Origin of the sequence: Hallella colorans (genome assembly GCF_003096815.1) — a bacterium.
Lineage (GTDB): Bacteria > Bacteroidota > Bacteroidia > Bacteroidales > Bacteroidaceae > Prevotella > Prevotella colorans.
The window spans coordinates 1-26,007 of the sequence record NZ_QENY01000020.1 but is presented as its reverse complement, the minus strand read 5'-3'; the positions used below and the strand labels follow the sequence as shown (position 1 = coordinate 26,007).

The following is a 26,007-nucleotide window of genomic DNA, read 5'->3' as shown; positions in this document are numbered from 1 at the left end:
AAATATTAGCCATAAGGGTAAGGTGAAATTGTGAGTAAGGGTTAAAATATGTGCGTGCGAAAATAAACGGGTCAGTGCTTGTTATTTTTTTTGATAAAACGTTCGATGCCTTTCTCTAAGCTCTCAGTGGGTGCGATAATATTATATTGTTCCCAAAACTCTGGATCACCAAAGTATTCCGGGTGATCATAGAGCGCTTCATGCTTTCGAAAAGCATCACGCCCTTTAATGGTCATAAAAGCATCTGGTGCTTCGTGTGTTACCACCATCTCGGATGTCACACGGTAAGGTGAGGCGAAGAGCTTGCGTTTCCATTCGCATTTAAAGTCTGTGTCAGTGCGAATATAGTTTAGTGAAAGTTGCCCAAAGGCATTTTCTTGATAGTTTATGTGTATGGTGAGACTGCGTGGGGTGAACCTAACTCCTATGGGTTTACTTTTGAGCATGAATTTGGTTGCCTTGTTGCGGTCTCTCATGTCAAGTTGTAGGTCGACGTGCTTGATGGCGTAAGTCTCGGTGTTGATGTAAAAATCGCCCCATAGCAATGCGTATTCTGTGACATACTTTGGCTCAATGCGTACCACAACTTGTGCATTGTTGTTGTCGGAGGGCGATGGCATCATGGAGAATTGATACAAAGCGAGTTGCTTGTCGTTAAGCAAATAATCGAGATTTTTGACGATATCAAGGTAGATGGGGATGGTTGGGCCGCCCGCTATTTTGGCCCCGAGGGTGTCTGAACTTTGCGTAGAGATGAGTCTACGGGCTTTGCGGATAGCTACCTTGTCGTATGTCACTCCATGTGCATAGGATCGTTTGTACATGTCAGTAATAGCTTCTGCCACATAAATGTAGCGCTTACCTTTACGAGTGGTTTCTCGGTAGAAGCATTGTTGAGAAAGTGGACGTGACGAGTAGTTGACAGGGATATTCCGAATGGCGGTTTTTAATACTGTTTCTGGGTCGGCCACAAGTACTTCTTTTAGTATGACAGTAGTGGGTTTGAGTTTTATTTTCAAAAAAACTGTTTTTTGTGGCAGGGTGATGCTGCGTGTCTTGTAGCCTAAATGTGAAAAATTGATAGTCTGGGTAGATGTTGGCACTTTTAGAATGAACAGTCCGTCCTCGTTGGTTACGGTGCCAGTGTGCCCATCGTCTGCCATAATTGAGACGGCGCACATGGCACGACCGTTATCTGCGTCAGTCACTTTCCCGGTGATAGTGATAGGCTCTTGAGCACTGCAGAGTTGTTCCACTATCAGCATAAATATTAGGAAAAAAAAGCGATGGGTCTTCATGGGCATAAAAAAATAAAAAACAGACGTCTCTTGCAAATATAGCAAAAAACATCTGATTTTTGTGCTTTGGGACTATTTTTTTACCCCATAGCCCTATTTTCAAGGACTTATACAAAAGTATTTTTAATTTTGAATCACAGAAAAAAGCTTTTACCGTGGTTACAAACCTGCGTTTTTCTTGTTGACATAATCAGCAAATTCTTTGTCGTATGCGGCAAATTGTTCGTCGGTCTTGTTGCCCAAAGCCTTTCGTAAGCCTTTGTAGTAGCGAGATACTTTCGCATGAATGGCTGCGTTGTCACTGTCTGAGGCATATATCTTGTCAAGGTCAACGTGCATCTGTGGGACTAATTCGTTGAGAAATTCAAGTTCGCCCGAATATTTAGCCGATTGGTTGATATCAGGTGTTTGAGTAGGTTCTGCCATCTGTGTTGACTCCCTTTTGATAGTGTCTACCACTTCTTTGGATGGTTGCTGTGCTTCTGTTGAGGGTTGGTTGCGATTGAAAATAAATATGACCGCAATGCCAACGATGGCCGCAATGGCTGCAATGAGCACGGCTATACGCTTATTGTGATGCGAGCCGCTATTTTGTCGGCTTTTTTTTCGAAGTGTGACACGTCGATGTTCAAATGCTTCGAGAAAAGTTTCTATGTCTGGAAATCGGTCGTTTCGTACGAAATTGGTGCTACCTTCAATCACGTCACTATATTCGTCGTTGATATTTAGTTCTTTTAATATGGTTCCAAGAGAGAAAACATCAGTACGAGCGTCAAGAACAACGGTACCGTCTTTGGCTTCAGGAGCACGGTATTTTGTTAGTTCGGCTGGCTCGCTGAGCATATCGGCGAAATGTAGGCGTATATTGAGTAGTTTCACTTGGTCGTCTTTGTTGGTGATAAACACGCATGATGGGTTTATTGCGCCATGCACCAATGAGTTGGCATGAAGAAAGCTAAGTGCGTCTGCCAATTGGTGAATGATGTTTTTCTTTTCCTCCATGTCATGATTTTCACGCATGTAATCGGTAAGCGTGCGCGCAGGTTCCCACTCCAAGACAATGCAATGTCCATAATCCTCGAAGTCTCTTTCACCAATACATTTGATGATATTGGGATGTTCAATTTTGTGACAACGAGCGTATTCTCGCTTCAAACTACGTAGATATTGCGGTTTGTTGCGATAGGCTGACTTGATTCCAACGAGCAAGACATCCTGTCCATTCATTTTGTCAGTAACTAATATGTTGACACCATAGGTCTTGATTTCGTTTGATTCTGTCATGGTTTTTGGTTTTAAGGAATTTTCATAATGAACTTTTGTTATCAATATCGAGCCTTATGACAAAGTGGATTTTTGTAAACATTGACAACGATATATCTTTGCTGATGCGCTGTTGCTTGCTCTACTTTCCACCCATGGGGAAGAGACCGTAAAGGTTGGCGTCTATCATGTCTGTCACTTTGCGGAAGTCTTCCGCGTTGTCCTCAAAATTGATATTATCGCCATCAATGATGATGAGGTCTCCTTTGTAGCTGTTGATCCAGTTCTCATAGCGTTTTTGCAAACCTGTGAGATAGTCTATGCGGATGCTTTGCTCAAACGATCGCCCGCGCTTTTCTATATGGTTTACTAACGTAGGTATGGAAGAGCGTATGTAAATCATGAGTTGTGGCAGTTTTACAAGTGATATCATGAGGTCGAAAAGATCGGAGTAGTTTTCAAAATCCCGATCTGTCATAAATCCCTGATCGTGCAAGTTGGGCGCGAAAATGCGCGCGTCCTCGAAGATGGTACGGTCTTGTACGATAGTGTCGCTGCTTTTGGCAATCTCTACAATCTCCTTGAAGCGTTTGTTGAGAAAATAAACCTGCAAGTTGAAAGACCATCGGTTCATGTCTTTGTAGAAGTCGTCGAGATACGGATTGTTGTCCACTGGCTCAAATTTGGGTATCCAGCCATAACGTTTGGCCAAAAGTTTGGTGAGCGTGGTCTTGCCGCTTCCTATATTTCCTGCTATTGCGATGTGCATGATGTAGTGAGAGTTGGGTGTGTATTGAAAGTTTTGTTATTATCTGAGAGTGTCGCCAAACAGCGTGTTGTTGATGTTTTGTAGAGCTGCTAACTCTTCGTCTATGCGCTTGATGATACTTGCGAAATCTTCTCGTGAGTACAAGAAGTTGAGGTTGTCCACGTCAATGACGAGCGTGCGTCCAGTGTATTTGTTCATGATGAAGTCCTCGTATCGGTTGTTGAGGTTCTTCAAGTAGTCCAATTGTATGTTTTGCTCGTAGTCTCTTCCGCGACTATGTATATTTTCCACGAGGTGTGGAACCGTAGACCTTAGATAGACCATGAGGTCGGGTAGGCGCGCTACCATCATCATAGAGTCGAAAAGTCCCATGTAGGTTTCGTAGTCTCGATCGCTCATGTTGCCCATTTCGTGGTTGTTTGCAGCAAAGATATGCACGCCCTCGAATATGGAACGATCTTGTACGATGGTGTTGGTGGATTTCTCGATTTCCAACAAATCACGAAACCTTTCCTTAAGGAAGAATACCTCAAGGTTAAGCGACCATCGGGACATGTTTTCGTAATAATCTTGCAAATATGGGTTTTGCAGTACGCTCTCCATGCGGGGTTCCCATCCGTAGTGTTTGGCGAGCATGTTGGTGAGCGTAGTTTTGCCGCTTCCTATGTTTCCTGCTATAGCGATGTACATGTTATGCTTTTCTCAGTGCCAAGTTGTAATTGTAGAAATCCCGGTTGCCCGTGATATCTCTTACAGGTTTTATAAAAGGTGGAAAATTTACGTCCTCGGCGTTTGTTATGCCTTTGGTCTCCAAGATGGTCATGCCCTCAAGTTGTTCCAAATAAGTGTCAAGTTCAAAGTATTGCCCTTTCCAGATGAAGCTACGGCGTTTTTTGTGTATGGCGCGCCGGTAGGGGTCTGCTTGCGACAGCAATGATTGGTATAGTGCGTTGCTCACTTGTCGTTCAGTCTCCACTTGCTCCATGTCGTTGACAGTCTTTTTCATGGTATGTACGTTAACACGTTTGCCGTTGGACCAAAAACGCCTGCGCAGTCTTACTTCGCTGTCAGGATCTGATACCAAATAGGTTTGCAGAATATCGCTATCAATGGTGTTGGGTATTTCGCCGGTCACTTCCACAATGTATTTTCGTTCCTCGGTGATGGGCTGTGCCAATCCTAAAACACTTGAAATTTCTTTGAGTACGCGGTTCAATTTTGTGTCAAAGTCATCATGGTTGTTGATTACCCTCAGGTGTGGATGCCCACTCCAAGCATTGATAACTTTCTTGTCCAACTCACGAGCCATACGCAATCCCTCTTCGTTTTTTTGCTCTGCACGCTGCGAGTTGGTCGTAGTGGTATAGAATTTTTCCGCTCCATCAGCGGCCGATACCAAGTGGAGCACCGCGTCGTATCGGTCTATAAGTTGCTGTGCCGAAGTACCAATGTTATCGATGATATCTTCCCATACGTTAGGTTTGAGATATGCCGAGATATCCATGGTGCCACGGTCGCACACCACCACGGCAGGCTCTTCCACTTGTTCTGCCATTTTCATAAATTTGTCTTCAAGCAGAAGCTGGGCCTCGAGCGTGGCTTTTTCTCCTTCATAGAAAAAACGTTGGTTATCGGTGAGATAGTCCATGCCCGCTTGTGAGAACAGCGTGGGTACCTCGGGGATGGTGAATACTTTGAAGCCAAGGCTCGAAAAGTGCTCAATTATTTTTACCAAGGCGGTGGTCTTGCCGGCGCATGGGCCACCGGTGAGGACTATTTTCTTTATTTCTTTCATTGTCAACGTGGCTTGGGTGGTATTGTCACTCAAAGGCAAAGTTACAGATTTTATTGCATAAAGCCAAGCATTCCTTATTTATATTCTTGTGCGTTCATTTCTCCATGTAGCACGGCGAGTGCGTCCTCGGCGAGCGCCCCCATCTCGTTCTCGCCCGGAAAACAGTGGAACGGAGCCATAAACTCCACACGCTGACGCAGCATAGACACAATCTCGGCGCAATGAGCCACGCCGCCTGTCACGAGAATGGCGTCTACATTGCCACAGAAGTAGGCTCCGAGCGAGCATATCCATTTGGCGATATTGTATACCATGCCCTCCACCACAAGTTTGGCTTGTTGGTCGCCCGCATGCACACGGTCCATCACCTCGCGCATGTCGTTTGTGCCAAGATGGGCGGTTATGCCACCTTTGCCCGTAATCATGCGCAGCAATTGCTCTTTGGTGTATTTTCCACTGAAGCTCAGGTGCACCATGTCCGAGCTGGGCAAAGACCCCGACCGCTCAGTGCTGAAAGGTCCTTCGCCGCTGATGGCGTTGTTCACGTCGACCGCTTTGCCGTGGTCATGGGCGGCTACAGACACGCCACCACCCATATGGCACACTATGAGGTTTAAGTCTTCGTACCGCATGCCCTGCTCTTGTGCGAAGTGTTTAGCCACGGCACGCTGGTTGAGAGCATGCCATACGCACGACCTTGGCATTTCTGGGCGACCGGATATGCGCGCCACTGGTGCCATCTCGTCTACTACGCCCGGTTCTGCCACGAGAGCCCTGCTGCCCGGTATGAGTTTTGCAATATCTGAGGCTATCTTGCATCCCAAGTTGCAAGCGTGGTGATATTTGGCGTTCAGATTGTCGTGTATCATCAAGTCGTTGATTTCGTAGGCGCCTCCCGGTACGGGTTTAGCAATGCCTCCACGGCCTATCACAGCGTCAAAGTTCAGTGGAATGTTATGTGCGCTTAGCTCGTTGAGCACGAGTTCTTTGCGGAAATCGTACTGCTCGTGAACGTCGCCAAACGCCGCCAATTCACTGTTCGAGTGGTGAATGTTGGTTGAAAAAGTTGGGGTGTTATCATCAAATGTGGCTATCTTGGTGGATGTGGAGCCGGGGTTGATAACTAATATCTTCATGTTGTTTAATATTTCAAGGTATGGTGTTGCTACAATGGGCTCATTCGTTCACCGTGCCCAATGCAGCGGCTATGGCCAAACTGTAGTATTTGGTCTCTGGTGCGTCGGCGCGTGATGTCATTACCACTGGCACGCGTGCGCCTTGTAGCAAGCTGGCTAATTTGGCTCCGTTAAACAAGGTAATAGTTTTGTGAAACACGTTACCGCTCTCTATATTGGGGAATATCAGTGCATCGGCCTCACCGTTGATGGGCGATACGATACCTTTCACTTTAAGGCTTTCAGCCGAGCATGATGTTTTCAGGTCCAAAGGCCCATCCACGACGCATTTGCCAAACTGGCCTTGCTTGGCCATTTGCACTATCTCGCGGTATCCTGCGGTATAGGGGAAGTGGCGTTCGTCCACTTCTTCGCTGCAATGTATGAGTGAGATGCGTGGTTCTTCGATGCCCATGGCGTGGCACAGGGCTACCATGTAGCCCACTTGTCGTACCCGTTGTTCATGGGTGGGAAATGGAATGACGGCCGCATCAGTGTAGAAAAGCAATTTGTGGTATTCGGAAAAGCTTGCGCATGCAGTGTGTGTCAACATGTTGCCATCAGGCAACAGACCGCCTTTGTAACGTATAATGGCTTTGAGCAAAATCTCAGACGGTACCAATCCTTTCATTATCATGTCCACTTCACCGTTTTGCGCCAAGCTCACAGCTTTCTCAGCTGCAAGCTTGGGATTGTCATCATCGAGCGTCACTGGATCTATAAAACCCTCTTGGGCAGCTTGTCTTACGGCCTTGATCGTCGCCTTGTCTCGAGGGCTAACCACGGCCACTCTCCGACAAATGCCCGCTGCTTTCAATCGATCTACCACCTCGTTGAAATCTTTGATCGTATTCATAGCGTGTTGTGATTATTTTTTTCTATTGGTTGAAACTGTCTTCCTAATGCATGCAAAGATAAATAATAATTTTTAAAATGAAAATGCGTGATGGGGTTTTTATATGTCAACAAAATACGATTTGGCATTTGCGCCTCGTCAATCCCATGCACTTTGATATGAGAGGCAATGCTTGTACAATAAAAAAACCGGCGCACTCTCACGAGTTAGCCGGTTTTTCAAAATTAACTTTAATAATCTAATACCATGAAAAACACGATGCAAAGATACGATAATGTTTGAAAATTTTACAAATGTTCTCTTTAAAAAATCTTAATAAATAGTCGAGTAGAGCTGTTTTTTATTTTGTTATTCTTTTTTTCGCTTTTACATTTTATTGTTTTGATACGTTATGGTGGTTGTCATGTACTTTATCACATTCGTTTTTTCAGCTTTGCACATGTCCTTTGTGGAGCGCATTTTTTTTTTGAACTGTTCCTAAAATGTTTGTTAGTTTATCATTCGTGTTTGTAAAAGAAATATCCGCCTAATGAATAACCCCTTGATACTTTTTTCCACATGTGTCCTCTGCGCATGATGATGGGGTCGCCGCCATTCATTGATATGCAGACTATCACTTGGCAGTTCTCGTTGGTATCCGGACTGGCGTTGCCTATCACTTGCAAAAGTATTTATCCATTGCTCGGTCGTTTGAGCGTGGGGTCGGCAAATCGTTGCCACCGGTGACTGTGGGTTGAGAGAGTGCTGTCGGGCGATAGCGTCATGCGTGTGGCATCTCATTTGATGAAGTGGCTTGCGGCGTACGTGCTACAATCGGTGAGCATGCGAATGTTTTTGCTGATAGTTTTGGCGAATGAATGTTTGTGGATATGTAAGAATGTGGTGCGTGTGCTTGCGTCGTATCCGTTTGGCAACAAGAACAACAGCAATATCATAATCCTGCAGCGTACAAATCTTCTTATCGGGGCTGTCATTGCTTATTTGCATTTTACGTTCAAGATAGGTGTTCATGATAAAATGTGGGCATGAATGTGGTGGCAAGATATTTAGATGTCTATCCTGCTTTTTTGTTCTACATGCATATTTAGTTTTATGTTATTGATATGGCTGCAACAAACCGCTCAAGAAATAGCATAAACGAGCCAAATGTGCCAAATATGGCATGTCTTGAGGCGTGGTGCGCGGGCGATGTTCGTAGAATGGCGTACTAGCCTTGACGGGATGCGGCCATGTCGTGCTGATGGGTGACATGTGTGCAAAATGAATGTGAAAAACATTGATAAAAAGTCTCTTGAAATTCGTATATTTGTAAATAGTGATGCTATTGACCGTAAATATGTAAAAAATGAAGAGTTTTGGTAAACTTCTATCAGTCAATATTTTGCGAAGGAAATGCTGGCATTGCGCCAGAAAGAATTTTTTTTTTGTTGTCCCATTGGGCATTAATGACGAGGTGATGGAACCCTAAAGGCGGTAAGAATAGGGCTTAAACGTGTTTCGTTTAAGCCTTGAAGGGACTGTGAAAAAGGTGTAATCGTCATGTGACGTGTGCGCGCAAGCTGTCGCGAAGAGTGATTTTGCGCCTAAAATGTCATTTTGTCGTCGTAGAACAAGTGTGCCGGATGGCCCTGTTTTCGTGATTTTTTATTTACGTTGGCAATCTCGATTAATCACAGCCATGTTCGTGCCCACGATCTCAACAAGTCTAAATGTCGCAAGGGATAATGCCGCATGGCGTGCGTGTACGGGTTATAGCGGAAGAGCCCCTGCTCGTTGGCGGCTATAAACAGCTCATTGTCAACGAGCGTTAGGTCTGTGACGTTGTTTTGCACGCTAACTCCATCGTCTGCCTTTGTTGTGAGTGGCCGGAAGTTGTCGGTGATTGATGAGTAGACGAAGACACCTTCGTCTGTACCGATGTAAATATCGCCGTCGGGCGTTTCGCATAGTGTATTGATATAGTCGCTACCCAAGGCGCCGTGGGATGGTTTGCGATAATAGATTCTGAAGTGCGTTCCATCGTAGCGGTTGAGTCCGTTTTTTGTGGCGAACCAGATGAAACCATTCCGGTCTTGCAGTATGCTGCTCACAGTGTTTTGAGACAATCCATTGTTGATGTCTATATGCTTGAAAAGATAAGCGGCTGATATGTTCTCGGAAATGAGAAACATCGCAATAAACACTGTCTTGAGAAAACGACTCATGTGATTTTTAATTGATTGTTATGCGAACGTACATTTTTTTTGAACAAGACCAAGTAAAAATGGTTTTTATTAGAACAAGTATGGGTTACAATGATGCTGCCGGCAACAAGAAGAGCCGCTCCCACATCATTTACTGATGAGGAGCGGCTCTTTTCTCGTGTCAATGCGATATGTTTAGACTGTCATAGCCAAGCAAATTTATTGTTTAGCATTTGTTGACCTTGTTAGTCTTCGCTTATTTTGATGGCTTTGTAGTCTGTCTTGCCAGAAGGCCACATTCCTGTGATGAAGAGCACGGGCGACTTGCTTGTGGACGCGTCCTTTACGGCTTCTTGCAGATCGGAAATCTTTTTCATTGGTCTGTCGTTGGCGTTTATGATGATAAAGCCATTGCTAATGCCACCCTTCTTAAAGGCTCCGTTCTTCACGTCTTTCACCTGCAAACCGTAGCTTATGCCAAGCTCTTTCTTCGTGTTGTCATCAATGGGCATAACCTTGGCTCCAAGCACGTCGAGGTCAGCGGTGCGCATAACTTTGGTGTTGCCCTGCTGGTTCTTCACGGTGACGGTCTTGCTCATCTTCTTCTTGTTGTGAATCCAACTGATTGTAGCCTTGTCACCAGGGCGTTTGTTATTGATGATCTCTTGCAGTTCTGACATCTTGGTCACTTTTTTGCCGTCAATGCCATTGAGCACGTCGCCTGCTTTGACGCCAGCTTCCGCTGCCGCACCATTATCCTCAACCTCTGCGACATACACTCCCTCGTTGGTTCCGAGGTCGGGCACATCTTTGTCTTGTCTCTTCAGATTGTCAAGGTACATGTTGACATCCTGTCCTTTGATGCCAATGAAAGCTCGTTGCACGGTGCCATATTTCTTCAGGTCGTCCACCACCTTGTTCATGATGGCCGTTGGGATGGCAAAGCCATAGCCAGCGTATGACCCTGTCTCGGAATAGAGCATGGCGTTGATACCAATAAGCTCACCCTTGGTGTTGACCAGTGCGCCACCTGAGTTGCCACGGTTGATGGCTGCGTCGGTCTGGATGAAACTTTCCACGCCATTCTGATAGAGCGATCGCCCTTTGGCACTAACGATGCCCGCGGTAACGGTGTTGTTGAGGCCGAAGGGGTTTCCTACTGCTATGACCCACTCTCCAACTTTGATTTTGTCGGAGTCGCCGATGGGAAGGGAAGGCAAATTTTTGCCGTTAATTTTGATTAGCGCGAGGTCTGTGTTTGGATCCGTGCCGATAATGCGAGCGTTGAACTCGCGGTTGTCCTCAAGTGTGACGGTTAGCTCGTCGGCACCGTTCACCACGTGATTATTTGTTACGATATATCCGTCACTGCTAATGATGACGCCAGAGCCGGTGCCTTCTTTTTTTTGAGGCATTGATGGGCGGCGTTGGCCGAAGAACCCAAATGGGTCTGAGAAAAAGTCAGAGAATGGGTCCATTTGCATGCGCGATGGTTCGTTCTTCGCGTTTTGTACAAATCTGATATGAACCACGGCTGGCAATGCCTTGTCGGCTGCGTATGTTAAATCGACAGGTTGTCCCGCCATTGCCACCTCGTTGGTTGAAGCGTTTACTTTGATAAAAGAACTTGCGGAAAATGCCAATGCAACAACGCATAGGCCGGCAAGCAAATAATTTGAGATTTTTTTCATTCTTTATTATTTTTATTTGTTGTTTAATTTGATGTCAAATTGTTATCAATGGACTATCCCATGTTATACAATGGCTTTATTAGTCATCCTACAATGATTGTCTTTGCAAATATAGGAGCAAAATGCATGAATGTGCCAATTTGTCTTATCATTTTATCCGTATTTAACAATTATATTTTAGGGGTTAACGGCTCTTAAGCAGAAAGCGAATGGTTTTTACATTCGTTTATACATGAATAAAAAAATGACTGATTAGTGTGCCCTTCTCGGATAAAATCGTTACATTTGCACATTGTAATACAGTGCCCCGGCTCTATCGCTGGCATCGTTTTAAAATGCGAGAGGAAAGTCCGGGCAGCAAAGGGCGCTCCACTTCTGAAAGTAGAAGCTATTGGTGACAGTAGGTGTAGGCAGAAGAAAATAACCACCACTCCTTGTGAGTGGAAAGGGTGAGAAGGTGGTGTAAGAGACCACCGGGTGGCGGGTGATCGCCATGCCGTGCCGTCTGGAGGCTGCAAGTTCATGTATACCGTCGTCAATAGAGCTGCCCGCTCGATGCTCTGCAACGACGGAGGGTAGAACGCTGGAGTTGCGAGGTGACTCGTAATGTAGATAAATGATGGAGCTCCTCTCTTGTGGAGGATACAGAACCCGGCTTATCAGGGCACTGTTTTACTTTTTTAGACCATTTATTCGCAATAAATCTTATTTTTACAAGTTATCTTTTCATGTATGAAAGAGTTGCAGCCCAATATATTGAACGACTATGAACATGTGGTGAACTCACTTGTGGAGCGTTATGGAGACACTGCTGGTTTTCCGCAATTGGAGACTTATCATGTAACCAAAGAATTAGTGGAGGATTATCTCTTCGACTATCAAGCCATATTGGATAGTGAAGGATCGCAACGTTCACAGCAAACCATGTATGGCATCATAGCATTGCTACCTGTTATATTGCTTAGTGCTTTTCCCATAGAGATGTTGCCGTGGAGGTCGGAAACAACTTCGTTGATGGTAGGAATTGGCGTGGGTTTAGTATTGGCGTTGATAATGAAGGTTTTCAGAATGGGTGTAAAAAAATCGAGACTCAAAAATCTACAAAATGCCAATGCTGATGTGGCTAATTATGTAGAGGCGATAATGAAATGGAAAAATGATAATATAACTGATAATATTTGAGTAAGTATGAAAAACGTAGATTTGCCCGATTTTATGAAGTACAAGGATAAATTCACAAATAATGGTTTTGTGGAGAAAATCTCGCATGTGGCCAAACGCGCGGGAGCCAAGTTTGTATATGGTGCTTTGGTACTTTACTATACATTGGAGAGTGATAAAGTGTCAGTAAAAGACAAGGCTATTATCGTGGGTGCACTGGGCTATCTCATCAGTCCGTTGGATGTTATTCCGGATGCTATACCAATAGCGGGGCTAAGCGATGACCTGGCCGTGCTCATCTATGTGTTAGACAAGGTTTGGGGAAGTGTTTCTGACGAGATAAAGGAAAAGGCTTACGCCAAGCTAAACAAGTGGTTTGATGAGGACGAAGTGGCGGAAGCTGATCACCTCTTTGACAAATCGGATGATAAATAGTTTGTTGGAAAGGACGTCTACTAATATTATACGAAAAGAAACTGATAGCGCACCTTGGCATGTAATGATGGTATGGTAGCCCGATGTTTTTTGAATGGAAAGCGCGGGCGCGCGTTGTCCGATCCAATTTAATAAACTAAAAAGAGATGTTGCTACAGAGTGGGCAACATCTCTTTTGATGATGGCGCAGGGGATGTTTATCTCAGTCCCTTGCCATGACAATTCTTAAACTTCTTGCCACTGCCACATGGACATGGGTCGTTGGGACGTGGCATCTTGTCGTGTACGATGGGTTGGTGGCGCTGTTGGGCTTGCTCGCGAGTGTCTTGGTTGGCAGCTTGTTGTTGTGCTCGTCGCACCTCGTCATAATCGTCTTTTTGCTCATTGTAACGCTGTGCCGGTCTCTCTTCCTCGCCAACTTCTTGCACTTGCTGTTGTACCTGAATGGGAATTTGTCCGCGCATTAAGAAACTTGATATGCGATTGTTCATGTCGTCTATCATGCTGTCCCAAAGCTTGGCGCTTTCCAACTTGAATATGAGCAATGGGTCTTTTTGCTCGTATGAAGCATTTTGCACGCTGTGACGAAGCTCATCGAGCTGGCGCAAATTCTCTTTCCAGCAGTCATCAATGATGCTTAGCATGACAAACTTCTCGAATTCCCTGACGATGTTCTTACCCTCGGTGTCGTAAGCCTCTTTCAGGTTGATACGAAGCTGTATCACTTTTCGGCCGTCTGTGATGGGGACAAGGATAAACTGGTAAGTATCGCCTTGATTTTCGTACACATCTTTGATCACGGGATAAGCGTCGGCCTGTATGCGATCGGTCTTGCGCTTGAAAGAAGCCATTGCGCTTTGGAAAGCGCGCTCCTCCAAAGCGGGCTTGTCGCCATTCTCAAACTCGTCCTCGTTGAACGGAATTTCCATGGACAGCACTTCGAAAAAGCCTTCCTTGGCACCTTGGTAATCGTTGTTCTCAATAATGTTGACCACACGATCCCAAATGACATTGGAAATGTCCATGCCGATGCGTTCGCCCATCAAGGCGTGACGCCGCTTTTCGTAGATAACGGTACGTTGCTTGTTCATCACGTCATCGTACTCAAGAAGGTGCTTACGGATGCCAAAGTTGTTTTCCTCTACTTTTTTCTGCGCGCGCTCGATACTCTTTGAAATCATGGAGCTCTCTATGCGCTCGCCGTCTTCAAAGCCTAAGCGATCCATCACTTTGGCGATGCGCTCACTGCCGAACTTGCGCATCAAGTCGTCTTCAAGCGATACGTAGAACACGGATGAACCGGGGTCGCCTTGACGTCCGGCACGTCCGCGGAGCTGACGATCCACACGCCTGCTCTCATGGCGAGTGGTGCCAATGATGGCCAAACCTCCAGCCTCTTTTACCTCGGGGGATAGCTTGATATCGGTACCGCGACCAGCCATGTTGGTGGCAATGGTCACAGCGCCAAGGCCATTGGTAGACTGCCCAGCGTCTGCCACGATTTGTGCCTCCTTTTGATGGAGCTTGGCATTGAGCACTTGGTGGTTGATTTTGCGCATGGATAGCATCTTGGAGAGTAGCTCTGAGATTTCCACGGAGGTGGTACCTACGAGACAGGGACGTCCTTGTTTTCTCATTTCTTCCACTTCCTCGATGACGGCGCGATATTTTTCGCGATTTGTCTTGTACACACGGTCTTCAAGATCATGACGAACCACTGGCTTGTTGGTAGGTATCTCTACTACGTCAAGCTTGTAAATGTCCCAAAACTCGCCTGCCTCCGTGCTCGCCGTACCAGTCATGCCGGCCAACTTGTGATACATGCGGAAGTAGTTTTGCAGCGTGATAGTGGCGTAGGTTTGTGTGGCGGCCTCAACATGTACGTGCTCTTTGGCCTCGATGGCTTGGTGCAATCCGTCGCTCCAGCGCCTTCCTTCCATGATGCGTCCTGTTTGCTCGTCCACAATTTTCACCTCTCCGTTCATCACGACGTACTCGTCATCTTTGTTGAACATGGTGTAAGCCTTGAGCAATTGCTGCAATGTATGGACGCGGTCGCTCTGTACGGCGTAATGATTTAGCATGTCATCTTTCTTGTCCAAACGTTCTTGGTCAGAAAGATTGGTTTCGTTTTCAAGCGCGGATAGTTGTGCCGCAATGTCTGGCAGCACAAACAAATCCCTGTCTTTAACCTGTTTCGCCAACCAATCAGTGCCTTTGTCGGTAAGATCTGCGCTGTTGAGTTTTTCGTCTACGACAAAATACAGTGGCTCAACAGCCTCGGGCATGCGGCGGTTATTGTTTTCCATGTATACCTCTTCTGTTTTCTGAAGACCCAACTTGATGCCTTCTTCTGAGAGATATTTAATGAGTGCTTTGTTTTTGGGTAGAGCTTTGAAAGACCTAAAAAGGCTCAAGAAACCCTCGTCAATCTTATCTTGGTTCTTGCTCTCTCTGCCCTCGGAGATTTTCTGCCGGGCATCGGCGAGCAATTCTGTGGCTTGTTTGCGTTGAACCTCGTATAGACGTTCTACCAAAGGTTGGTATTCCTCGTACATTTGGTCGTCGCCTTTGGGAATTGGGCCAGAGATGATAAGGGGAGTTCGGGCATCGTCGATCAGCACGGAGTCGACCTCGTCGACAATGGCGAAATTGTGTCTGCGCTGTACCAAATCTTTGGGAGACAGTGCCATGTTGTCGCGCAAATAATCAAAGCCAAACTCGTTGTTGGTACCAAAAGTGATGTCGGCTCTATATGCCTTTCGGCGCTCTTCGGAGTTGGGTTGATGTTTGTCGATACAGTCTACGGACAGGCCATGGAACTGATAGAGCGGTCCCATCCACTCAGAGTCGCGCTTGGCCAAATAATCATTGACAGTCACCATGTGTACGCCATTGCCTGTGAGGGCATTGAGAAATACTGGCAGGGTTGCTACAAGTGTTTTTCCCTCGCCAGTGGCCATTTCTGCAATTTTACCTTGATGAAGAGCGATACCACCGAAAATTTGCACGTCATAGTGCACCATGTCCCACTTTGTCTTGTTACCACCAGCGGTCCATTCATTGTGGTAGATGGCCTTGTCACCATCAATCGAAATAAAATCATTGGCTGGATTTGCGGCCAGCTCACGGTCGAAGTCTGTCGCCGTGACAACTATTTCCTCGTTCTCCGCAAAACGTCGGGCGGTGTCTTTTACAATGCTGAATGCCACGGGCGTGACCTCGTCGAGTACTTTTTCAAGTGCTTCAAGCATGTCTTTGTCTTGCTTGTCTATTTCTGCGAAGATGGGTTCACGCTCATCAATAGGCGTTTCTTCTATTTTGGCTTTCAGTTCTTCTATTTTTTCAAGAAATGGTTTGGCAGCGGCCTGCACGTGTTCGCGTATTTCCTTGCTCTTGGCGCGCAAGTTGTCATTGCTGAGTTTCTCAATGTCGGGATAGGCTTCTTTAACCTTTTCAACTTGGGGTTGAATAAGTTTCATGTCTCTGTTGGACTTGTTACCAAAGAGAGATGTTAGAATTTTGTTGAAGTTCATATACTATTTATTATTTTTTTGCAATGATGATATATCTAATTATGATGCAAAATTACGAAAAGTTTTATTTATTTAAGGATAAACAAATGATAATTTGACTGTTACTTTGGTAGAAAGGCTTGTGAGATAAGTTTTGGTAACAAGGCGATATGTCGTGCATGAGATTTTCACATACGCATAACTTGCTATTCTTGTCCTCCAAATTCTTATATACTATCCTTCATTTATTCACCATCAAAATAATGGGGCAGCATTGCATGCGTTAGGAGCGCGGATACGGATGGCCTTGGCGATAGTCGGCGCAATGCGGTCTACGGTTATTTGAGTAGATATGCGTTGAGACTTGATACCTATTCCCATGAATACAATGGGGAATGGCATGAAGCCCGCACGATTGGTGAATGTTTGTTGTGTGTCTTCGTTAAGCAATTTCCATCCGGGTGCCACCTCAATGATGATATCACCGCTAATGGTGGGATTAAATCCGTTTCGGATTTTCAAGATGTCTGTATTGCCATCAAGTAGACGGTCGCTTGTGTATATGTCTGCCACTCCGGCGTTTTGCACAAGAAATTCTCTGCTGCGGCTGAGCACTTCTGAGATAGATACTCTTTTCTGCTCAATCAACTTATGATTGAAATACAGTTGATTGCCGTAAATCTGCTCGACATAACGCCCTTGACCGTAAATGGCACCAAGATAAATATTGAGAAGGTTGGCTGTACGGTTTATGTAGAATGTTCCAGTGGGTATGTGATACTTAGTCAAGTCGGCTATGCTTTCATCTGTGTAGCCCGTCGAGGTTACGACAATGAGCACCTTGTCAAGCCCTATCTGTTTTTCTATACCTGTGACAAGTCGTTCCAAACTGTTGTCGAGCTGCATATATACGCTTTCCATCTCAGTTTGCCAATGAGCCACCGGCATATTATCTGGTTTGGTTGCCGACAATGACACGTAGAGCATGTCGGACACATCGTCCTTGCCCATAGCTGCCGCCGTGATGGCATGGAGAGACGCATCTACCACTTGATCGTTGCGATTGACAAGTGTGGAGCTGGTACCTTTCAGTTTGTTGTATGCTTTCATCCAGTTGGGCATGCCAGGATAATAGGTCGAGGTTTGCCATGTGCCACTCTTGTTTAGCCAAAATGCTCCGTCGGCCGCGTGCCCTGCGGCCAAGATAGCCATGTCTTTTTCAGCCGCAAAAGAATATATGATGGCTGCGCCATTGGTACTTACCTTTAGCTCGTCGCCGATAGTGGATGTCTGTAAACGTTTTGGAGAATTAATGTGTTTGGTGTCATCAACGCAGAAAACGGGTTGAAGGGTTTCTCGATCGAGCCATCTTGAGCTAACGATACCATTATAATAAGGTGTTGTTCCTGTTGACAACGTGGCTGTAGCCGACGACCTGTCCACAGGCGAGAATGGATAGCCCGCCCCATCGTAGACCAACCCTTCGTGCATAACTCGTCGTAGACCACCAGCGGAATAGAGGGGGGCGAAAGCATCTATATAGTCGGTACGCAGTTGGTCAATAGTGATATTGACAACAAGCCGAGGCGCAAGCTGGAACGCTTGCATCTCTGCCGATGTAATAGCCGCTAATATAAATGCCAAATATCTCATGTCTTCAGTGTGGGATATTTATAGATAAACCTGTTAGCCACTACTCTTACAAGCAAAGTCAGTGCCAAAAAGTTCATTCCTTCTGCGTAATTTTGAAAAACAGATCCTATGAAAAATAATATGACGCATACTCCTAACACATTCCAAAACCAATGGTATTTGTGTTTTGCGGCTTGTTTCGCGACGGAATATACAAATATTATTGACAAAGGATTAAGTAATAAAATTTGCAGGTTCAGGCTCACCGTCGGATGCTTGGAGAAAATCATAGCAAAAAGAATGAGCCCCGGTATGCCGTCGAGAGTTAACAATATCACGTCTATTAGCCAAAATGTCTTGCGCCGATAACATTCGTATGCGGTTGTCAAGAAAATGATAACAGCAAGAATGGCAAAGAGCATACGAGGCGAAATATTGTCCCAAACGCTCTGTTCTGTTGTGGAATTTTGCGTGTTTCCCTTCAATACCTCAAAGGTGGAGTCCACCAAGGCGTGCTTTTGATGGGTTGGCTCCAAAACGATGGCATGCTCAAAGTCAGCCCGCAAGCTATCTGGTAAAAATTGTCTTGCGGCAAAATCATTTCTCATGTCTGCCTTCACGCCTAAAAGTAAGTCTTTGCCAAAACGTGCCCAACGATGATTTTCTGTCCATTGATGAACCATCTCGCGATAAGAGCAGCGCAAGTTCGTTCTACCAACGTAGACAACTTTTCCACTCAAATGATTGACAAGCATGTCGCGTGCCCTTGTGGTGCAATTGTCATAAAAGTAGTTATATCGGTAAATTCGATTTGCTGGCGAGCAGTTTTCGGCGATAGCTTGGATGATGTAAGTTTTATCTTCTGGCGAAAGATTTAACCTTTGCTGCACCACGGTTCGTCCTTGACGGGCATATTCCGTTAAAAACATAGGGAATGGAGCTATTCCAACACTGTAGTCGGTGAGCCCGAAAATGAAGCGAATGATAAAGTTCTTTTGGTTGTAATCAAACAATCCGTAGTTCACGGCGACATCCTCACCATTGCTCTTGTCTTGGATGCGAATGGCCGAGTGCCCGTAAAGGCTCCACACCTCATTTCCCGGAGAGCAGGTAAGCAAGCTTATTTCCACGCTGTCCATATGTGCTCCTTGCGAAGGGAAATTTTGCGCATGGACGCTCGCGGTCATAATTATAAAAGCCGCGAGGCAAAGTGCTCTTGAAAAAGAATTGAAATGTTTCACGATGCAAAAATACCTTATTATTTTTAGTTAACGTGCTTTTGTTTCGTTTTTTTTCAATACTTTTGCAGTTGCTTTTATAAAAACAAAGTTATTTGATGTTTGGCAGAAATTAAGTGTCTTGGATTATGCTCACGGCAAGCGTCTTTTATGATGTGCCATGTGCGATAATTGTCTGTGCACTGAGGGTTGACGGCCGAACATTTATAGGTATTACATAGATTTGATAAGAAAATAAAACGAAATATTCTTGCAATGAATAGATACGTGATGGCCATTTTTCTGATGGCAGTAATTGCTCAAGGAGCATCTGCGCAGAGCGGCACCAAGTCGCCATATAGCCAGTTTGGTTTGGGGTTGCAGACAGATCAGTCTTCTAGTTTCAATCGAGGCATGGACGGATTGGGTATAGGTTTTCACGAGCGCAATCAGGTAAATAGTCTTAACCCGGCTGCATATTCGGCTATAGACAGCCTCTCTTTTATTTTTGACGCTGGTATATCTGGCCAACTTTCAAATTATACCGAGAGAAACAAAAAACTCAATGCAAAAACTGCTAATGTGGAATATATAGTGGCAGGCTTTCGATTGGCTCGGCATTTGGGATTGAGTTTTGGGTTGCTGCCATACACTAATGTTGGCTATTCCTATACTGTAAGTCAGCAACTTGACGACGCAAATAAGACGACAGCTACCAATACGTATGAAGGTCATGGTGGCTTGAGGCAGGTTTATCTGGGCTTGGCATGGGAAATTTTCCGTGGATTGTCCATAGGAGTCAATGGTAGTTATTTGTTTGGCGACTACACCAAAACCATGTTAAGCGCTTATAGCGATGGCTACGCCAATGTCCTTACTCAAAAATACACAGCGGATGTGCGAAATTATAAGTTGGATTTTGGCGTGCAATATACTGCCAATCTGAGCAAGAAAGATGCTTTGACGCTCGGCATGGTATATGGTTTAGGGCACAGAATAGGCGGCAATCCCAAAATGGAGCTAATTGCCACCAACAGCCAAACGGGAGTTGCTGATACGGCCACGTACCAAGGTTCGGATGGGAATAAATTGTATTTGGAAATCCCTCACAGCTTTGGCGTCGGATTAATGTATAATCATAATAGTGTTTTCAAATTGGGATTTGACTATAGATTGCAGCAGTGGGGCAGGGTTTCAAGCCCGATTACACAGGTAGGCAAAGACAATCTCACCACCTATACCATGCAAACCGGTGCATATAAAGACCGCCATAAAATGACCGTTGGTATTGAGCTTTGTCCTGAAACATCCAGTCGCAATTTAGCTAAGAGCATGCGCTACAGAATTGGAGCATCATATGCCACTCCTTATTATTATATAAACGGACAGGATGGTCCGAAAGAAATCAGCGCAAGTATAGGCGTAGGCATTCCTGTTGTCAATGGATATAACAATCGGTCTATTTTGAATGTTAGTTTCCAATGGGCGCAACAAGCTGCCAATAACTATATCAAGGACAATACATACCGCATTAATATCGGGTTTACTTTTAATGAGCGATGGTTTGCTAAATGGAAGGTGGATTAATCCATGATGCGTCGTTTAATAATTTTACATTATATAATAGTCTTTGCCGCAATCTTGTTTTTTGTCTCGTGTGAGAAACAAGTGGAGCACACTGCTCCTGCCATTAATGACCGTGATTCGGCATCGGTCATGACAACATGGGGTGTTAACACTCTTATTTCTGATTCTGGCGTTATTAAATATCGTATCGTAACCGAGCGTTGGGAGGTAAATCAGGTACGCACGCCATCTCGGTGGATATTTGACAAAGGTCTTTTCCTCACGCAGTTTGATGAGAAATTCCATGTGCATGCTTATGTACAGTGTGATACGGCCTATTATTACGACTCTCAACATTTGTGGGAGTTGAGGTCGCGTGTACGCATATTGACAAAAGATGGGTTGAGGTTCAGGAGCGAACGACTTTTCTGGGACGAAACCAACCATGAGCTTTATTCCAACGTTTATTCACGTCTCATCACACCAGAACGTACTTTGGAAGGAACTTACTTTCGCTCAGATGAGCGGATGACACGTTATTACGTATCAAATTCCAAGGGTTCTTTTGAGCGAGGTGACGTTGACAGATCCACAAGCGATTCAGATTCTGCTCGTATTATGCAAGACAGTATTTTGAAAAATCTGCGCCAACAAGCCACCCCAATTCGAATTTCAAGCAATTAAAATATTCATTTTGGAACAAATTTCTTTACCTCTCGTTTTGGGAATAATAGTTAGCATGTTGTTCAGCGCTTTCTTTTCTGGCATGGAGATAGCTTTTGTCTCCAGTAATAGAATGTTGGCCGAAATGGACAAAGAGAAGAATCGGATATCTCAAAAACTAATATCATTCTTTTATCGCCATGCCAATGGTTTTGTCTCGACAATGCTTGTTGGTAATAACGTAGTGCTGGTTATATATGGCATTCTGTTTGCCCGATTTTTCGACAACACCCTTTTCAGGGGGCTTGACGCAGGCATGCAAGTCACGCTCAATACCATATGTTCCACTCTCGTGGTTCTTTTTACGGGAGAATTTGTGCCTAAAACGCTTTTCAAGAGTAACCCAAATAGGTTACTTACCTTTTTTGCACCCATAGCGTTTTTGTTTTATATTATTCTTTGGCCAATCAGCAAGTTTGCCACATTCCTTTCAAAAGTTCTCATGAGATTGGTGGGTATACGTCTTGCAAAAGACGACGACGAGGGATTTACTAAGGTGGACCTTGATTATCTTGTCCAATCGTCCATTGACAGCGCACCAGACGAGAGGTTAGTGGAAGACGAGGTGAAGATCTTTCAAAACGCTCTTGATTTTCCTGACACACGCGTACGCGATTGCATGATGCCGAGAACGGAAATAGAGGCTGTCGATATGAACGACTGTACGCTCGAGGAGCTTAGACAAAAATTTGTCGAGAGTGGAAAGTCTAAAATTATTGTCTATAAAGACGATATTGATCATATAGTAGGATACATTCATGCACAGGAGATGTTCAGACAGCCAGAACATTGGCAAGACCATGTACGCACGCTGCCTTTCGTGCCAGAGACCATGACCGCCCAAAAACTAATGCGAATTTTTTTACAACAAAAAAAGAGCCTCGGAATTGTTGTAGACGAGTTTGGTGGTACCAGTGGCCTCATCTCGCTTGAAGATATTGTAGAGGAAATTTTCGGTGATATCCAAGACGAGCATGATGTTGAAAACTATGTAGCCAAGCAGATAGACGACGGTGATTATATCCTTTCGGCACGTCTTGAAATAGACCGTATCAATGAGATGTTTAACCTTGATTTGCCCAAGAGCGACGAATACATGACGCTTGGAGGCTTGATATTGCATCAATATCGTAGTTTCCCTAAACTTAACGAAGTTGTAAAAATAGATAAATATAATTTCAAGATTATAAAAAACACCATGACGAAGATAGAGCTTGTAAGGCTACATATTGAAACGCAATAAATAGTCTAATTGTAATTTCTTTGTAAAAAGTTCCCTCGTTTGGTATTTAATTAGTAAATTTGTACACATTTTACCAAGTATGTGTGTACTGGTCAATAAATAGAAAATACAAATAAAATAAACAATAAATTCAAATGGCAGCATTAGGAAAAATAAGAAGCAGAGGTGTTACCCTGATTATTATCATTGGTTTTGGCCTTTTTGCTTTCATCGCCGAAGAAGCTTTTCGCTCTTGTGAGTCGTCTCGCAACAATCAACGACAGCAAGTCGGCGAAGTGTTAGGAAACAAAATCAGTTACGAGGATTTCGCCAAGCTTGTGGACGAGGCACAAGAAGCCATGAAGCTCATGGGGCAAGAAAATCTCAACGACGCCCAGCTGAACCAGCTTCGCGATCAAGTTTGGCAAGGATATGTTCAGTTTGAGCTTATCAAGAACGAGTGCGACAAGCTTGGTCTCACCGTTACAGATGCAGAGCTCCAGAATGTTATTAGCGACGGCACTAACCAATTGCTACTTTCTACACCCTTTGTCAATCAGCAAACAGGGCGTTTCGATGCTAACCAGTTGAAACAATTCTTGGCTCAGTATGAGGTTCAAAAAAAATCCAATCCTCAGGTTGCGCAGCAAATGCAAGCCATTTACAAATATTGGACATACGTTGAGAAGACCCTGCGCCAGCAGCTTCTTATGCAAAAATACAACGGATTGTTTGCCCATTGCTTCCTCTCTAACCCAGTGGAGGCCAAGATGAGCTATGACGAAGAGAGTATAGAAAGCCATATCCAGTTGGCCTCTTATCCATATTCCAGCGTTCAAGATGCCAAGGTGAAAATATCAGACGCAGACCTCAAAAAGCGCTATGACGAGGTCAAGGATCGCTACCGTCAGTATGTGGAGAGTCGCGACATTAAATATGTAAGTGTGCCTATCTATGCCTCTGCTGCCGATCGCGCTGCTCTTCGTAAGCAGTTTGACGGCTATTTCAACGAGCTTGCCACAGCCGCAGACCCATCAGATGTGGTTCGCAAAAGTACATCCGCGATACCTTATCTCGGCATACCTGTCGCCAAGGACGCTTTCCCCTCAGACATTGCAGAAAAACTTGATTCTATATCAGTAGGCCAGACCGTAGGTCCTATGGAGAATAAGCAAGACAATACGATGAACTTGGTGAAATTGGTAGCCAAGACACAGTTGCCCGACTCTGTGAAGTTCCGCGCCATTCAGGTTGGTGGCAACACGGTCGAGGAGGCTCATAAGCGTGCCGACTCCATTTATACGGCTCTCAATGCGGGCGCTGATTTTGCGGCTCTTGCCAAGAAATATGGACAGGAGGGTGGCGAGCAGTGGCTCACTACGCGCCAATATCAAAACGCTCCATCCATGGATAAGGATACCAAGGGTTATCTCGCTGACTTGATGAACATGGGCGTTAACAGCACAAAGAATGTGCAACTTACCCAAGGTAACATCATCGTGCAGGTGCTTGATCGTCGCAACATGATTAGTAAATATACTGTTGCGGTTATCAAAAAGCCTATAGACTACTCTAAGGAGACTCGTGGCGAGATATTTAATAAGTTCAGCTCTTTCGCCAGTGCTAACCAAACTTCTGACGCTATTATCAAAAACGCTGCAAAGAGTGGCTACAATGTACAAGAAGCTCAGGATGTTACCACGGCCCAGCACTATTTGGCTGGCATCAGCTCTACGCGCGATGCCATGAAATGGCTCTTCGATGCGCACGAGGGCGATGTGTCTCAGATGTATGAATGTGGTGAGAATGGAAATAACCTTCTCATAGTAATCTGTGATAAAATCCATCCAATAGGCTATCGTGATCTCAACGATCCACAAGTTAAAGAGGATGTAAAGCAAGATGTGATGCGCCAAAAGAAAGCGGAGATATTGTTAGCCAAGATAAAAAATGTGAAGAGCATTGCAGCCGCAAAAGCGCAGGGAGCACTTATTTCAGAAGTGAGTCAAGTAACATTTGCTGCCCCAGTATTTGTTCAGACCACGGGTTCCAGCGAGCCGGCATTAAGTGGTGCCGTTTACGCTACTAAGCCCGGAGCGTTCTGTGCGCGTCCAGTGCAAGGACAGGCAGGTGTATACCAATTCCAAGTAATACAACGTAACCGCAACGCTTCAAAATATGATGCAAAGGCACAAGAGGCTAAACTTCGTCAGAAAGCGTTGCAATATGCTGGAAATTATATGAATGAGCTTTATATCAACGGTAAGATTGTAGACAACCGTTACTTGTTCTTCTAAAGCATTTTAAAAAAAATATCGCAATAATATTTTTATGAAGCCACGACATTTTAATAAATGTGTCGTGGCTTTGTAATTTTTATGCTCATTCAACGCGGAGCTGTTGTTGTGCCTTTCGTTTTTCCGTTCAATCAGACAAATGCGTTAGTTTAATAGAGAGTTTGTTTGGTTAATCTTGCAGTAGGTTATAAAGGTCAATGCGGTTAGAATTATTAAGTAAAAAAAGTCTCAGGCCCTCTTCTAATATGGTATATGCAAGATTTACCATTTATTTGTAACACTTTACTTGCGTAAGTCTCTAATGACCAATTTTGTTTTAAAATAATCCAAATGATTGAATACTATATTCGCTCCCTTGGAATATTGTTTTCTATCTGCCTGCTACTCTTTCTGATTTGTCATTTATAGAAAAGCTAAATGCTAAAAAACAGAAGTACTTCTGCGCACGCCACAAGGTGAAGAAACCGCAGACCCACCGTGCGGAAGCCCGCCAGGCCTTCATCGGACTGATTAAGAAGAAACGCAAGGGAAAGGAACTTATTGACAAGACAAAACTGATCCAGATACGATGCCTGCAGGCAGACTTCCAGCTGTTGCTTTGATTTCCTGGGCAAACAGTCAAGCACACTTCTTGCTTGCTTCAGTCGCCATGACTACAAGTGTCTTCAGGCAGCGTTCAAGATGTATGAACAGTAAAAAATTATTACTGTCCGCTAAACATAGAAATCCTCATTCCAACTCATTGAGACACAATAGTTCGGATGACAGCATATTAGTGACAAGCCCCCTTATTCATTTTCTGTTACCTCTGGTGGCGATTCAGCCGCTGCTTCAAGCATGAGTTTCATGTCGGCATCCGGCATGTTGAAGAAATTATTCATATTGAGGTATTCCATAAGTACAATGCGCACCATAGTAGCCAGCCCTGAGAAACTCCACCGCCTCTGCAATGAGCTTTGCAGCAGTGACAGTAATAGATTGGCAATGAGTGTGACCCAAATCTGTATCTTGATGGCGTTGGCACTCTCGCCATAGAAGTATCTAAGCGGGAAGTTCTGTTTTATCTGCTTGAAAAGAGTCTCTATCTGCCACCTCCTGCGGTAGATGGCTACGTTAGTCTCCATGGACATGTCAAAGTCGTTGGTAAGCAAGGACACCAACTTTGGCATCTTTCCCTTCTTGATATCCACATAGGTGATGATACGCGCT

At 44.7% G+C, this 26,007-nt stretch carries 21 protein-coding genes and 1 other RNA gene; 8 read left to right on the top strand and 14 right to left on the bottom strand.

The genetic code is table 11. The annotated features are described in order from the left end of the window. Positions 1-71: 71 nt before the first annotated feature. The 10 genes from C7379_RS09855 to C7379_RS09805 form a co-directional block, all read right to left on the bottom strand. The gene (locus C7379_RS09855) at positions 72-1,265 is read right to left on the bottom strand and encodes a carboxypeptidase-like regulatory domain-containing protein (RefSeq protein WP_165815058.1); all 1,194 of its coding nucleotides are present in this window, start codon (positions 1,263-1,265) and stop codon (positions 72-74) included. 192 nt (positions 1,266-1,457) lie between these two features. Beyond that, positions 1,458-2,582, bottom strand: a complete 1,125-nt coding sequence (locus C7379_RS09850) for a serine/threonine protein kinase (RefSeq protein WP_116617172.1) — start codon at positions 2,580-2,582, stop codon at positions 1,458-1,460. 121 nt (positions 2,583-2,703) lie between these two features. Continuing rightward, positions 2,704-3,330 (bottom strand): deoxynucleoside kinase, encoded by a 627-nt coding sequence (locus C7379_RS09845; RefSeq protein WP_116617171.1) that lies wholly within the window; start codon positions 3,328-3,330, stop codon positions 2,704-2,706. A 39-nt stretch (positions 3,331-3,369) separates the two neighbouring features. Continuing rightward, a complete protein-coding gene (locus C7379_RS09840; protein WP_116617170.1) occupies positions 3,370-4,020 on the bottom strand; it encodes a deoxynucleoside kinase in 651 nt (216 codons plus the stop codon). Position 4,021: 1 nt separating this feature from the next. Then, a complete protein-coding gene (locus C7379_RS09835; protein ID WP_116617169.1) occupies positions 4,022-5,125 on the bottom strand; it encodes an AAA family ATPase in 1,104 nt (367 codons plus the stop codon). 74 nt (positions 5,126-5,199) lie between these two features. After that, entirely contained in the window at positions 5,200-6,261 is a 1,062-nt protein-coding gene (buk, locus tag C7379_RS09830) for a butyrate kinase (protein WP_116617168.1), read from the bottom strand. A 40-nt stretch (positions 6,262-6,301) separates the two neighbouring features. Then, the gene (locus tag C7379_RS09825) at positions 6,302-7,156 is read right to left on the bottom strand and encodes a phosphate acyltransferase (RefSeq protein WP_116617167.1); all 855 of its coding nucleotides are present in this window, start codon (positions 7,154-7,156) and stop codon (positions 6,302-6,304) included. Positions 7,157-7,653: 497 nt separating this feature from the next. Next, positions 7,654-7,815, bottom strand: coding sequence for a hypothetical protein (locus C7379_RS12750; RefSeq protein WP_165815057.1), 162 nt, complete (start codon positions 7,813-7,815; stop codon positions 7,654-7,656). A gap of 1,011 nt (positions 7,816-8,826) precedes the next feature. After that, on the bottom strand, positions 8,827-9,360 hold the full coding sequence (locus tag C7379_RS09810; RefSeq protein ID WP_116617164.1) for a ligand-binding sensor domain-containing protein: 534 nt from the start codon (positions 9,358-9,360) through the stop codon (positions 8,827-8,829). 224 nt (positions 9,361-9,584) lie between these two features. Beyond that, positions 9,585-11,030, bottom strand: coding sequence for a Do family serine endopeptidase (locus C7379_RS09805; protein WP_116617163.1), 1,446 nt, complete (start codon positions 11,028-11,030; stop codon positions 9,585-9,587). Positions 11,031-11,329: 299 nt separating this feature from the next. On the opposite strand from C7379_RS09805, the gene rnpB reads away from it, so the two are divergent. The 3 genes from rnpB to C7379_RS09790 all read left to right on the top strand — a co-directional run bounded on the left by rnpB (position 11,330) and on the right by C7379_RS09790 (position 12,626). Further along, positions 11,330-11,705, top strand: an RNA gene (gene rnpB / locus C7379_RS09800) — RNase P RNA component class A. A gap of 57 nt (positions 11,706-11,762) precedes the next feature. After that, positions 11,763-12,212 (top strand): hypothetical protein, encoded by a 450-nt coding sequence (locus tag C7379_RS09795; protein WP_116617162.1) that lies wholly within the window; start codon positions 11,763-11,765, stop codon positions 12,210-12,212. Between the two features lie 6 nt (positions 12,213-12,218). Next, positions 12,219-12,626, top strand: coding sequence for a YkvA family protein (locus tag C7379_RS09790; RefSeq protein ID WP_116617161.1), 408 nt, complete (start codon positions 12,219-12,221; stop codon positions 12,624-12,626). A gap of 197 nt (positions 12,627-12,823) precedes the next feature. Here C7379_RS09790 and secA read toward each other — a convergent pair whose 3' ends face one another. The 3 genes from secA to C7379_RS09775 all read right to left on the bottom strand — a co-directional run bounded on the left by secA (position 12,824) and on the right by C7379_RS09775 (position 18,960). After that, positions 12,824-16,162 carry a preprotein translocase subunit SecA gene (gene secA, locus C7379_RS09785; RefSeq protein ID WP_116617160.1) on the bottom strand — a complete coding sequence of 1,113 codons (3,339 nt, stop codon included), beginning with the start codon at positions 16,160-16,162 and terminating at the stop codon, positions 12,824-12,826. A 234-nt stretch (positions 16,163-16,396) separates the two neighbouring features. Next, a complete protein-coding gene (locus tag C7379_RS09780) occupies positions 16,397-17,794 on the bottom strand; it encodes an alkaline phosphatase family protein (protein ID WP_116617159.1) in 1,398 nt (465 codons plus the stop codon). Further along, on the bottom strand, positions 17,791-18,960 hold the full coding sequence (locus tag C7379_RS09775; RefSeq protein WP_116617158.1) for an Lnb N-terminal periplasmic domain-containing protein: 1,170 nt from the start codon (positions 18,958-18,960) through the stop codon (positions 17,791-17,793). The genes C7379_RS09780 and C7379_RS09775 overlap by 4 nt, the downstream gene beginning before the upstream one ends. Positions 18,961-19,266: 306 nt before the next feature. Here C7379_RS09775 and C7379_RS09770 point away from each other — a divergent pair, with 306 nt between their 5' ends. The 5 genes from C7379_RS09770 (at position 19,267) to C7379_RS09750 (ending at position 25,400) form a co-directional block, all read left to right on the top strand. Next, positions 19,267-20,577 (top strand): BamG family beta-barrel-assembly machinery protein, encoded by a 1,311-nt coding sequence (locus C7379_RS09770; protein ID WP_116617157.1) that lies wholly within the window; start codon positions 19,267-19,269, stop codon positions 20,575-20,577. A 6-nt stretch (positions 20,578-20,583) separates the two neighbouring features. After that, complete coding sequence (locus C7379_RS09765) at positions 20,584-21,240, top strand: LptA/OstA family protein (RefSeq protein WP_207773423.1); 657 nt, start codon at positions 20,584-20,586, stop codon at positions 21,238-21,240. A gap of 7 nt (positions 21,241-21,247) precedes the next feature. After that, positions 21,248-22,522, top strand: coding sequence for a hemolysin family protein (locus C7379_RS09760; protein WP_473234645.1), 1,275 nt, complete (start codon positions 21,248-21,250; stop codon positions 22,520-22,522). A 134-nt stretch (positions 22,523-22,656) separates the two neighbouring features. Then, positions 22,657-24,798: a peptidylprolyl isomerase gene (locus tag C7379_RS09755; RefSeq protein WP_116617155.1), complete on the top strand. Its 2,142-nt coding sequence runs from the start codon at positions 22,657-22,659 to the stop codon at positions 24,796-24,798. 395 nt (positions 24,799-25,193) lie between these two features. Further along, on the top strand, positions 25,194-25,400 hold the full coding sequence (locus tag C7379_RS09750) for a hypothetical protein (RefSeq protein ID WP_116617154.1): 207 nt from the start codon (positions 25,194-25,196) through the stop codon (positions 25,398-25,400). A gap of 186 nt (positions 25,401-25,586) precedes the next feature. Here C7379_RS09750 and C7379_RS09745 read toward each other — a convergent pair. Next, positions 25,587-26,007, bottom strand: a 421-nt coding sequence (locus C7379_RS09745; RefSeq protein ID WP_133241888.1) for a transposase, incomplete at its 5' end; no start/stop codon positions are given.

Bases quoted from the DNA above. Each gene is read 5' to 3' on its own strand.
- C7379_RS09775 (WP_116617158.1), bottom strand. From the start codon at position 18,960: ATGACCGCGAGCGTCCATGCGCAAAATTTCCCTTCGCAAGGAGCACAT.
- C7379_RS09840 (WP_116617170.1), bottom strand. From the start codon at position 4,020: ATGTACATCGCTATAGCAGGAAACATAGGAAGCGGCAAAACTACGCTC.
- secA (WP_116617160.1), bottom strand. From the start codon at position 16,162: ATGAACTTCAACAAAATTCTAACATCTCTCTTTGGTAACAAGTCCAAC.
- C7379_RS09765 (WP_207773423.1), top strand. From the start codon at position 20,584: ATGCGTCGTTTAATAATTTTACATTATATAATAGTCTTTGCCGCAATC.
- C7379_RS09790 (WP_116617161.1), top strand. From the start codon at position 12,219: ATGAAAAACGTAGATTTGCCCGATTTTATGAAGTACAAGGATAAATTC.
- C7379_RS09855 (WP_165815058.1), bottom strand. From the start codon at position 1,265: ATGCTGATAGTGGAACAACTCTGCAGTGCTCAAGAGCCTATCACTATC.
- C7379_RS09850 (WP_116617172.1), bottom strand. From the start codon at position 2,582: ATGACAGAATCAAACGAAATCAAGACCTATGGTGTCAACATATTAGTT.
- C7379_RS09795 (WP_116617162.1), top strand. From the start codon at position 11,763: ATGAAAGAGTTGCAGCCCAATATATTGAACGACTATGAACATGTGGTG.
- C7379_RS09755 (WP_116617155.1), top strand. From the start codon at position 22,657: ATGGCAGCATTAGGAAAAATAAGAAGCAGAGGTGTTACCCTGATTATT.
- C7379_RS09780 (WP_116617159.1), bottom strand. From the start codon at position 17,794: ATGAGATATTTGGCATTTATATTAGCGGCTATTACATCGGCAGAGATG.
- C7379_RS09770 (WP_116617157.1), top strand. From the start codon at position 19,267: ATGAATAGATACGTGATGGCCATTTTTCTGATGGCAGTAATTGCTCAA.
- C7379_RS09810 (WP_116617164.1), bottom strand. From the start codon at position 9,360: ATGAGTCGTTTTCTCAAGACAGTGTTTATTGCGATGTTTCTCATTTCC.
- C7379_RS09825 (WP_116617167.1), bottom strand. From the start codon at position 7,156: ATGAATACGATCAAAGATTTCAACGAGGTGGTAGATCGATTGAAAGCA.
- C7379_RS09805 (WP_116617163.1), bottom strand. From the start codon at position 11,030: ATGAAAAAAATCTCAAATTATTTGCTTGCCGGCCTATGCGTTGTTGCA.
- C7379_RS09835 (WP_116617169.1), bottom strand. From the start codon at position 5,125: ATGAAAGAAATAAAGAAAATAGTCCTCACCGGTGGCCCATGCGCCGGC.
- buk (WP_116617168.1), bottom strand. From the start codon at position 6,261: ATGAAGATATTAGTTATCAACCCCGGCTCCACATCCACCAAGATAGCC.
- C7379_RS09845 (WP_116617171.1), bottom strand. From the start codon at position 3,330: ATGCACATCGCAATAGCAGGAAATATAGGAAGCGGCAAGACCACGCTC.